A 10,450-nucleotide genomic window follows, 5' to 3' on the forward strand; every position below is an offset into this window, starting at 1 on the left:
GAGGTCATGGACAAGGTCGGCTATCCGCGCGGTCTCATCAAATACTCGACGGAAAACGGCATGGCACATGGATGGAGTCGCCAAGCCATGATCCGTCGTGCTTTCCGTCCGCGGGTGTTGGTCTATTCCGCCATACTGGGTGCGATCACCCTGGCGGTATTCGTGAGCCTGTTCCTGCGTACTCCGCTCAAGGTCGATGTGATCCGCGATCGGGGGGCGCTTGCACGCATGGTCGAGTTCGGGCGTATCGAGAACGTGTTCCGCCTGCAGGTTATGAACGCGACCGAGCAGCCGCAGCGCTACCGCATCGAGGTCGAAGGCTTGAAGGGAATCGAGATCGTGTCCGACACCGAGGTCGACGTGCTGCCGACCGAGGTTCGCTCGGTCGCCATTCGAGTGCAGATTCCGCCCGAGACGGCCAAACCCGGCTCCCACCCCATCCGGTTCAAGATTCGTTCGACGGGAGAGAAGGTCGATCGGGTCGCCGAAAAAGCGGTCTTCATCGTTCCCCGCTAAACTGAAGCCAATCCGATTGCCATGGAGCATGTCATGCAGGTCTCATCCGTTTCGCCCGAACAACGTCCGCCGGTTTGGTGGCGGGTGCCCCATATGTGGCTGGTGGTCGGGGGGCCATTGGTCGTGGTGGTGGCCTGCATTGCCACAGTCGTGCTCGCCGTGAAAAATCCCGACCCGGTGCTGAACAAGGCCGACTACGAGCGTGCACTGACCGAGGCCAAGGCCCTGGAAGGCCAGGCCCGGCTGGATGCGCTGGCCCGCATACAGCCAGCCGGACAGGCTCGCAACCATGCGGCGTCGCCGCTGATTCCGGAGGCCGACAGGCCGTAGGGCAGGTTGGCGGCCGACGGCGACAAAGATCGACCAGAGCGATAAAGGAGACAGAGCAATGAAAGCCCAACGATGGATGTGGATCGCATGGCCCGCTTTTCTGGTGGCGGCTGTGCTGGAGATGCTGGTATTTGCCGTGGTCGATCCCGGCGACCTGCAGTGGTTCGGCCAGCCGCTGGAGTGGTCGCGGCTGGCGGTCTATACGCTGGCGTTCTTTGTCTTTTGGGGCGTGACGATGGCCTCCAGTGCGTTGACCACGCTGCTGTCGGTATCGCCCTTTGAAGTCAACCGCTGCCCGGTGCCCGTGAACGAGCGGCCCTCGAACTGCGTCCGCAACGGCTGCGGCTGAAGCCGCGCAGCGCCGGCCCCGTGGGCACGCAAACCACCTACCCTGACGATACTGCGTGCATCGGTCGTTGGCGCTACGGCCCAGCCGTGCTGTGGCTATTTGCTGGTCTGCTGGTTCACAATCTGTCTGAGCGCGTCGGTGTCCTTGATGTGGACATAGCGCTGCTTGACGTCGATGATGCCCTCATCGACAAATTTTGAGAATGTCCGGCTGACCGTCTCCAGTTTCATGCCCAGGTAGCTGCCGATTTCCTCGCGTGTCATCCGCAGGATCAGCTCGGACTGCGAGAATCCGCGTGCATGCAGGCGCTGTACCAGGTTGAGCAAGAAGGCGGCCAGGCGTTCTTCGGCGCGCATGCTGCCCAGCAGCAGCATGACCGAATGGTCGCGCACGATCTCGCGACTCATGATCTTGTGCACATGGTGCTGCAAGGTCGTGAATTCGCGCGAAAGCTCCTCCACCTGATCGAACGGCATGACGCAGACCTCTGCGTCCTCCAGCGCAATGGCATCGCAGGAGTGGCGGTCGTTCACGATGCCATCCAGACCGATGATCTCACCTGTCATCTGGAAACCAGTGACCTGGTCGCGGCCGTCTGCGGTGGTGATGCAGGTTTTGAAAAAACCTGAGCGCACGGCATATAGCGAACTGAATCGGTCACCCGTGTTGAACAGCGAGGTCCCCCGCTTGACGCGGCGCCGAGTGGTGATGACGCTGTCGAGCTTGCTCATCTCGTCGGGGCTGAGTCCCATGGGCAGGCACAACTCCCTGAGATTGCAACTCGAACAGGCGACTTTGATGCTGTGAGCGTCCATGTCTTCCTGCGAAATTCGTGGCCAAGCTTAACCGAATCCCCTGGGAGTGTCGAGGAAGCCAAGGAGGGCTGTCGCGCGGCGCCAGCCTCGGGCGCCGGGAGTAAGCTACGCGTTTTCCCTCAACGCTGCTGTGACTTGATGAAGATCAAGGGATGGGTTGTGTGCTTCATGCACAGTGCACTGCAGTACTGGAGAGTTTTGTGAGTTACGCCATTTCCGATGAATTGCTTCGCAGGTTCGATGTTCCTGGCCCGCGCTACACGTCGTACCCCACGGCCGACCGCTTCGTGGAAGCGTTCACCGAGACCGACTACATCCGCGCTTTGGAGCAGCGTGCGGCCGGGTCGCTGGCACTGCCTCTGTCGATCTATGTGCATATCCCGTTTTGCGAGCACGTGTGCTACTACTGCGCTTGCAACAAGGTGATCACCCGGCAGCATGATCGGGCAACCGAATATCTGCGCTATCTCCACCGGGAAGTGGAATTGCAGGTCCGGCATGCCGGCAAAGGACAATCGGTGTCGCAATTGCACCTGGGGGGCGGCACGCCCACTTTCCTGTCGGACGAAGAGCTTGACGACCTGATGACCATGCTCCGGCGCAACTTCAATCTGGTGCCGGGGGGGGAGTACTCGATCGAGGTCGATCCACGCACGGTGACGGATCAGCGTCTGCAGACATTGGCGAGGCTGGGGTTCAACCGCCTGAGCTTCGGGGTTCAGGATTTCGATCCGGCTGTTCAGAAGGCCGTGCACCGCGTGCAGCCGGCCGAGCAGGTGTTTCATCTGGTCGATACGGCGCGCAAGATCGGTTTCGAGTCTGTCAACGTCGATCTGATCTACGGCCTGCCGCTGCAGACACCCGAATCATTCCGCCGTACCTTGGGCCAGATTGGCGAGTTGCGCCCTGATCGCATCGCGCTGTACGCCTATGCGCACCTGCCGGCCCGTTTCAAGCCGCAGCGCCGCATCGCCGTGGCTGAACTGCCGAGCCCCGGCGACAAGCTGTCGATGCTGTCGATGTCGCTGGATGCGCTGAGCGACGCCGGCTATGACTACGTTGGTATGGACCATTTCGCGCTGCCCAATGATGCGCTGGCTGTGGCCAAGCGCCAGGGACGCTTGCACCGCAATTTCCAGGGCTACAGCACGCAGCCGGATTGCGATTTGATCGCCCTGGGCGTGTCTGCCATTGGCCGTGTCGGTGCCACCTACAGCCAGAACGCCAAGACGCTGGACGAGTACTACGACGCGCTTGACCAGGGGCGCCTGCCCATCGTGCGCGGTTTGGCGCTCACACGAGACGATCTGCTGCGCCGCTCGGTCATCATGTCTGTCATGTGCCAGGGGACGGTCGAGTTCGAATCGATCGAACTCGGGCACCTGATCGACTTCAAGACCTACTTTGCCCGCGAGCTGGAGGCACTGGCCGGGCTCGCCGAGCATGGTCTGGTCACCATCGATGACCAGCGGATCCAGGTCACGCCCACCGGATGGTATCTGGTGCGGGCCATCGCGATGGTTTTCGACAAATATCTGCAGTCGGACATCGATCGGGCGCGCTTTTCCAAGATCATCTGAGTGCGGCCCCAGGGTCGGCCGACGTGGTGGATGCCTTGGCATGGCCCTGATAGAGTCCTCGTATGCAAACGTCCATGGCATTGACAGCCCTGTTCATGGGGCTGGTCGGTGGCCCCCATTGTGTGGCCATGTGTGGTGCGGCCTGTGCCGGCATCAGCCGTGCGGCCGGTGCGCGCAGCACGTATGCCCTGTGGTCTTTTCAGTTCAGCCGCATGGTGGGCTACGCGTTGTTCGGCGCGTTCGCGGCGGGCACGGTTCAGGGCCTGGCCTGGCTGGGTACCAACACCGCCGCGATTCGGCCCGTGTGGACCATGTTCCATGTCGCCGCCATGCTGCTGGGACTGGTCTTGCTGTGGCGCGCGCGGCAGCCGGCCTGGATCGACAATGTGGGGCAGGGTGTGTGGCGCAAGGCCCGTCCCGTGTTGACCAAGATGGGCGCGCGCGCGCCTGTGGTGCTGGGTGTGGCCTGGGCGCTCATGCCCTGCGGCCTGCTGTACTCCGCATTGCTGGTGGCATCGCTGTCGGCCAGTGCGCTGGAGGGGGCCCTGATCATGGCCTCGTTCGCCGTCGGGACGTCGGTGTCGCTGACGGCCGGCCCCTGGCTGTTGCTCAGGTTGCGTACGGGCGCATCGGGCGCCTGGGCCATCCGCCTGGCTGGACTGGCGCTGGCCATCACCTCGGGGTGGGCACTGTGGATGGGTGTCACCCAACCCACGGGGCTGTGGTGCCTGTGAGTTCCCCGAAGGCGTGACGACCGACCCGCGGGCCTTGCCAGGCGGCTCGTGCTGCGGTCCACAGGCCCGTCGCCGCCCAGGTCATTTCATCCCGCCGAAGTGGGCGCAGCGGCTGGCATCCAGCATGACGAATTTCGTTTTCTCAATATGAAAATGAACGATGCTGCGTTGCGGCATTTTTTCTCAATACAAGAAAAATAATTCCATATAGAGAAATATCGAAATAAACCATTGATTTTAATGAGGTTTATTTTTGTCTTATATAAGACATAAGAGCTTTTCAAGGTCTTGTATAAGACTTAAAGTGATTCCAACGGCATCACGGTTTTCCGGCGTGCCGGCCTCTTCATCAACCATACGGAGTCACACAAATGCCTCAGTCGCTCAAGGAACAACTCAGCCGCCAACAACAGGTCGACGCCCTGGAAAAGGACTGGGCCAACAACCCGCGCTGGAAGGGTGTCAAGCGTGGCTACAGCGCCGCCGATGTGGTGCGTTTGCGCGGTAGCGTGCAGCCCGAGTACACCTTTGCCCAGCGTGGCGCCGAAAAGCTGTGGGAAAAGGTCAATGGCGGGGCCAAAAAAGGTTACGTCAACGCCTTTGGTGCGATCAGCGCCGGCCAGGCCATGCAGCAGGCCAAGGCCGGCCTGGAGGCGGTGTATCTGTCGGGCTGGCAGGTGGCAGCCGATGGCAACACCAGCGAGACGATGTACCCCGACCAGTCGCTGTATGCCTACGACTCGGTGCCGACCATGGTCCGTCGTATCAACAACACGTTCAAGCGCGCCGATGAAATCCAGTGGAGCCGGGGCATCGAGCCGGGCTCGCCCGAGTTCATCGACTATTTCCTGCCCATCGTGGCCGACGCGGAAGCCGGCTTCGGTGGTGTGCTCAACGCGTTTGAGCTGATGAAGAACATGATCACGGCCGGCGCTGCCGGGGTGCACTTTGAAGACCAGTTGGCGGCGGTCAAGAAGTGCGGCCACATGGGTGGCAAGGTGCTGGTGCCGACGCAGGAAGCAATCGAGAAGCTGATCGCTGCCCGCTTCGCGGCCGATACCATGGGCGTGCCCACGCTGATCCTGGCCCGCACCGACGCTGAGGCGGCCAACCTGATCACGAGCGACCACGACGCCAACGACAAACCTTTCCTGACCGGCGAGCGCACGCAAGAAGGCTTTTTCCGCGTCAAGAACGGTCTGGAGCAGGCCATCAGTCGCGGGGTGGCCTATGCGCCGTATGCCGACCTGGTGTGGTGCGAGACCGGCACGCCCGATCTGGGTTTTGCCCGCGAGTTTGCCCAGGCGGTGCAGGCTGCCTGCCCCGGCAAGCTCCTGTCCTACAACTGCTCGCCCTCGTTCAACTGGAAGAAGAACCTGGACGACAAGACCATCGCGTCCTTCCAGGACGAGCTGGCTGCGCTGGGCTACAAGTACCAGTTCATCACGCTGGCGGGTATCCACATCAACTGGTTCAACACCTTCAAGTTCGCCCACGCCTATGCACGCGGCGAAGGCATGAAGCACTACGTCAACATGGTGCAAGAGCCGGAATTCGCGGCGCGCGAGCAGGGCTATACCTTCGTGTCGCACCAGCAGGAAGTGGGTGCCGGCTACTTCGACGACGTGACCACGGTGATCCAGGGTGGCTCTTCCAGCGTGAAGGCGCTCACCGGCTCCACCGAAGAAGAACAGTTCCACTGATCAGATAGCGCTCAGGGTAGAAGAGGCAAGGCCCGGGGCAAGTCCCCGGGCTTTTTTTCGCATGTGTGGGATAATAGGTGCCTGTTTACCAGCAAGAGCGAGAAAGGCACCCTGGTTATGACACCGCGAACTTCTTCCGAGGTTTTCCAGATGGCCCGCTGAGGCCCGCAGTTCGCGCCTGCCTGTCTTTCCTGTTTCTTCCCATTCCAAGCGCGGCCCTTGCCGCGCTTTTGTTTTTCCGAAGACCCTTATGCTCAATATCACGCTTCCAGACGGTTCTCAGAGGCAGTTTCCTGGCCCGGTGACGGTGGCCGAGGTGGCGGCCTCCATTGGCTCGGGCCTGGCCAAGGCCGCACTGGGCGGCAAGGTGGACGGGCAACTGGTGGATACCAGCTTCTGCATTGGACAGGATGCCCGTCTGTCCATCGTGACGGCCAGGGATGCCGAGGGGCTGGAGATGATCCGCCACTCGACGGCTCACCTGCTGGCCTACGCGGTCAAGGAACTGTTTCCCGATGCCCAGGTGACCATTGGTCCTGTGATCGAGAACGGCTTTTACTACGATTTTTCGTACAAGCGCCCGTTCACGCCCGAGGATCTCGTGGCGATCGAGAAGCGCATGGCCGAACTGGCGGCCAGGGACGAGCCCGTGGTGCGCCGGGTACTGCCGCGCGACGAGGCGGTCGAGTACTTCAAGGGCCTGGGTGAGCACTACAAGGCCGAGATCATTGCCGGCATTCCCGCAGGGGAGGACGTCAGCCTGTACCGTGAAGGCGGCTTCGAAGATTTGTGCCGCGGCCCGCACGTGCCCAGCACGGGCAAGCTCAAGCACTTCAAACTGATGAAAGTGGCCGGCGCCTACTGGCGCGGCGACCACAACAATGAAATGCTCCAGCGCATCTACGGCACGGCCTGGGCGACCAAGGACGAACTGAATCAGTATCTGCACCTGCTGGAAGAGGCCGAAAGGCGCGATCACCGCAGGCTGGGGCGCGAACTGGGCCTGTTTCACATGGATGAGCACTCGCCCGGCACGGTGTTCTGGCACCCCAAGGGCTGGGCGGTGTGGCAGGAGGTGGAGCAGTACATGCGCCGTGTCTACCGCGACAACGGCTACCAGGAGGTCAAGGGGCCGCAGATCCTCGACAAGACGCTGTGGGAAAAGACCGGGCACTGGGACAAGTACCGCGAGAACATGTTCACCACCGAGTCGGAAAAGCGCGATTACGCGCTCAAGCCGATGAACTGCCCGGGCCACATCCTGATCTACAAGCAGGGCATCAAGAGCTACCGCGATTTGCCGTTGCGTTACGGCGAATTCGGTGCCTGCCACCGCAACGAGCCGACCGGGGGCCTGCATGGCATCATGCGCGTGCGCGCCTTCACGCAGGACGATGGGCACATTTTCTGTACCGAAGACCACATCCAGAAGGAGGTGCTGGACTTCACGCGCCTGCTGCAGAAGGTCTATGCCGACTTCGGCTTCACAGAGATCATCTACAAGGTGGCCACGCGCCCCGAGGCGCGTATCGGCTCCGACGAAAGCTGGGACAAGGCCGAGCATGCCCTGATGGAGAGCCTGCGCGCGTCGGGCTGCGCATTCGAGATTGCACCCGGTGATGGCGCCTTTTACGGGCCCAAGATCGAGTACACGCTCAAGGACGCCATCGGCCGCCAGTGGCAGTGCGGCACCATTCAGGTCGATTTCTCGATGCCGGAGCGGCTGGATGCCGAGTATGTGGGTGAGGATGGTGCGCGTCATCGCCCTGTGATGCTGCACCGCGCCATCGTCGGCAGCCTGGAACGCTTCATCGGGATTCTGATCGAGCAGCACGCAGGTGCGCTGCCGATCTGGCTGGCGCCGGTGCAGGTGGCGGTGCTCAATATCACGGATGCGCAGGCGGAATATGCCCTGGAAGTGGTGAAGTTGTTGCAAAAACAAGGGCTTAGGGTCGAAACGGATCTGCGCAACGAGAAAATTACGTATAAAATACGGGAGCATGCCTTGCAGAAGCTGCCTTATATCCTTGTCGTGGGCGACAAGGAAAGGGCGGCTGGTGCCGTGGCCGTGCGGGCCCGGGGCAACAAGGACCTCGGTGTCATGCCACTGGAAGCGTTCGCGCAACAGGTGGCGGCAGACATTTCATCCAGGGTTTGATCTCAAACGCGCGGGTGGAGCGCCCCAGGTTGCCACGCCCGTGCAAGGGTCGCCTGATCCCTGTTTTTTCTCGAAGGAACTCACCATAGCTACCAACTTTCGCGACCGCCGCCAGCGTGAAGAGCGTGCACACCGACTGAACCGTGAAATCATGGCTCCCGAGGTTCGCCTCAACGGGCCCGATAACGAGCCTCTGGGTATCGTCAGTCTGCAGGAAGCGCTGCGCATGGCCGGGGAGCTGGATGTGGATCTGGTCGAGATCGCGGCCACTGCCACACCGCCCGTGTGTCGTCTGATGGACTACGGCAAGTTCAAGTACCAGGAACAGAAGAAGGCGGCCGAGGCCAAGGCCAAGCAGACGGTCATCGAAATCAAGGAAGTCAAGTTCCGTCCCGGTACCGATGACGGCGACTACAACATCAAGATGCGCAACATCCGGCGCTTTCTCGATGACGGCGACAAATGCAAGATCACGCTGCGTTTCCGTGGCCGCGAGATCACGCACCAGGAGTTGGGTCTCGCCCTGCTCAACCGCATCCGGGATGATCTGGGTGACAGCATCGTGGTGGAGCAGTTCCCCAAGCTGGAAGGTCGCCAGATGATCATGATGATCGCGCCTGGCAAGAAGAAAGCGGGCGGTGGCGCGCCCAAGGCAGCCGAGGCGGCTGCCCAGCCGGCCCCTTGAGGGCTGGCGCAGGCCAGAATTGAGGTGGCAGGCCCAGTCTTCCTGCCATCTTGAGGCAGTCGCCCTGTGCGGCTGACCGAATCCGGGATGCCGCAAGGCATGCCGACCAAAAGTGGCTCGGGGCCAGCAAGTCTGCGGCAAGGTGATCGCAGCGCCTCACGAGCACAAATGAAAAAGGAGCATGAGAATGCCCAAGATGAAGACCAAAAGCAGCGCGAAGAAGCGTTTTCGCGTTCGTCCGGGTGGAACCGTCAAGCGCGGTCAAGCCTTCAAACGTCACATCCTGACCAAGAAGACCACCAAGAACAAGCGCCACCTGCGCGGTGCGGTGACGGTGCATGAGACCAACATGGGTCACATGGCACAGATGCTGCCCTCGGCTGGCCTGTAATCACTGACGAACAAGGAGAACACACATGCCTCGCGTCAAACGTGGTGTCACGGCTCGCGCCCGACACAAAAAAGTTCTGGCTCTGGCCAAAGGTTTCCGCGGTCGTCGTGGCAACGTCTTCCGCATCGCCAAACAGGCGGTGATGAAGGCGGGCCAGTACGCCTACCGTGACCGTCGTACCAAGAAGCGCGTGTTCCGCCAACTGTGGATCGCCCGTATCAACGCTGGTGCGCGTGCTTGTGGCCTGACGTACAGCCAGTTCGCCAATGGCCTGAAGAAGGCCGAGATCGGTATCGACCGCAAGGTGCTGGCCGACTTGGCCGTCAACGACGTTGCTGCCTTCAACAGCATCGTGGAGCAAGTCAAAGCCAAGCTGGCCGCCGCTTGATTCACGACCGGCACGCGAGGGGTCATCCGGCCCCGGACGTGCCTTCGTCGCTCAAAGGGGTTGAGGCTGGAGAGGTTGACTCGCTGGCTTCGGCCCCTTTTTTCTTTGTTATCGAAAGATACGTATGAACGAGCTGGACGCACTGGTTGAGAGTGCCCGCGCCGCCTTCGCGCAAGCTGCGGCCCCCGCCGAGCTTGAAAACGCCAAGGCGCAGTTCCTGGGCAAATCGGGCCGCGTGACAGAGTTGATGAAGGGCATGGCCGCCCTGTCGGTTGACGAGAAAAAGACGCGCGGTGCGGCGATCAACCAGGCCAAGCAGGCCATCGAGGAGGCGTTGACGGCGCGCCGGCAGGCGCTGGCCGATGCCGAACTGCAGCAGCAGCTCAAGGCTGAGGCGCTGGACGTGACGTTGCCCGGTCGCCAGCGCGGGGCAGGAGGACTGCATCCCGTCAGCCTGACCCAGGAGCGCATTGAGGCCATCTTCGGTTCGATGGGCTTTGACGTGGCCGAGGGTCCCGAGATCGAGACCGACTGGTTCAGCTTCACCTCGCTCAACAACCCGCCGAACCACCCTGCACGTTCGATGCAGGACACGTTCTACATCGACGGCCGCAGCGACGACGGCCTGCTGTTGAACCTGCGCCCGCACACCAGCCCGATGCAGGTGCGCTATGCCCATGCACACGTGCGCAAGCACGGCAATGGCTTCGATCCGCGTTCCGGTCAGCTGTACAGCGGTGACATGCCCGACATCCGCGTGATTGCCCCGGGACGCACCTACCGCGTCGACAGTGACGCGAC

11 protein-coding genes and 1 pseudogene are annotated in these 10,450 nt (G+C 61.6%); 11 read left to right on the plus strand and 1 reads right to left on the minus strand.

What is annotated here, in order from left to right:
- The 3 genes from PHQ87_RS10835 to PHQ87_RS10845 all read left to right on the plus strand — a co-directional run.
- Positions 1-516 (plus strand): FixG Ig-like domain-containing protein (locus tag PHQ87_RS10835; RefSeq protein ID WP_300233944.1); only part of this gene is annotated, 516 nt, incomplete at its 5' end.
- Between the two features lie 21 nt (positions 517-537).
- The gene (locus tag PHQ87_RS10840) at positions 538-846 is read left to right on the plus strand and encodes a nitrogen fixation protein FixH (RefSeq protein WP_300233947.1); all 309 of its coding nucleotides are present in this window, start codon (positions 538-540) and stop codon (positions 844-846) included.
- A 58-nt stretch (positions 847-904) separates the two neighbouring features.
- The gene (locus PHQ87_RS10845; protein WP_300233950.1) at positions 905-1,195 is read left to right on the plus strand and encodes a hypothetical protein; all 291 of its coding nucleotides are present in this window, start codon (positions 905-907) and stop codon (positions 1,193-1,195) included.
- A gap of 95 nt (positions 1,196-1,290) precedes the next feature.
- On the opposite strand, the gene fnr is transcribed toward PHQ87_RS10845, so the two are convergent.
- Positions 1,291-2,010: a fumarate/nitrate reduction transcriptional regulator Fnr gene (gene fnr, locus PHQ87_RS10850; protein ID WP_300233953.1), complete on the minus strand. Its 720-nt coding sequence runs from the start codon at positions 2,008-2,010 to the stop codon at positions 1,291-1,293.
- A 152-nt stretch (positions 2,011-2,162) separates the two neighbouring features.
- Between fnr and hemN the strand changes: the two genes are divergently transcribed.
- The 8 genes and pseudogenes from hemN to PHQ87_RS10890 all read left to right on the plus strand — a co-directional run.
- Entirely contained in the window at positions 2,163-3,590 is a 1,428-nt protein-coding gene (gene hemN / locus PHQ87_RS10855) for an oxygen-independent coproporphyrinogen III oxidase (protein ID WP_300233956.1), read from the plus strand.
- Positions 3,591-3,664: 74 nt separating this feature from the next.
- A complete protein-coding gene (locus PHQ87_RS10860) occupies positions 3,665-4,324 on the plus strand; it encodes a sulfite exporter TauE/SafE family protein (protein ID WP_366524466.1) in 660 nt (219 codons plus the stop codon).
- Between the two features lie 371 nt (positions 4,325-4,695).
- Entirely contained in the window at positions 4,696-6,027 is a 1,332-nt protein-coding gene (gene aceA, locus PHQ87_RS10865; protein WP_300233962.1) for an isocitrate lyase, read from the plus strand.
- 250 nt (positions 6,028-6,277) lie between these two features.
- A complete protein-coding gene (gene thrS / locus PHQ87_RS10870) occupies positions 6,278-8,185 on the plus strand; it encodes a threonine--tRNA ligase (RefSeq protein ID WP_300233965.1) in 1,908 nt (635 codons plus the stop codon).
- An 85-nt stretch (positions 8,186-8,270) separates the two neighbouring features.
- Positions 8,271-8,870 carry a translation initiation factor IF-3 gene (gene infC, locus PHQ87_RS10875; RefSeq protein ID WP_300233970.1) on the plus strand — a complete coding sequence of 200 codons (600 nt, stop codon included), beginning with the start codon at positions 8,271-8,273 and terminating at the stop codon, positions 8,868-8,870.
- Between the two features lie 187 nt (positions 8,871-9,057).
- Positions 9,058-9,261: a 50S ribosomal protein L35 gene (rpmI, locus tag PHQ87_RS10880; protein WP_234263302.1), complete on the plus strand. Its 204-nt coding sequence runs from the start codon at positions 9,058-9,060 to the stop codon at positions 9,259-9,261.
- Positions 9,262-9,286: 25 nt separating this feature from the next.
- A complete protein-coding gene (gene rplT / locus PHQ87_RS10885) occupies positions 9,287-9,649 on the plus strand; it encodes a 50S ribosomal protein L20 (protein WP_300233968.1) in 363 nt (120 codons plus the stop codon).
- Between the two features lie 124 nt (positions 9,650-9,773).
- A pseudogene (locus tag PHQ87_RS10890) lies at positions 9,774-10,450 on the plus strand (phenylalanine--tRNA ligase subunit alpha); the annotation flags it as partial.

The organism is Hydrogenophaga sp. (assembly GCF_028698005.1).
GTDB lineage: Bacteria > Pseudomonadota > Gammaproteobacteria > Burkholderiales > Burkholderiaceae_C > Hydrogenophaga.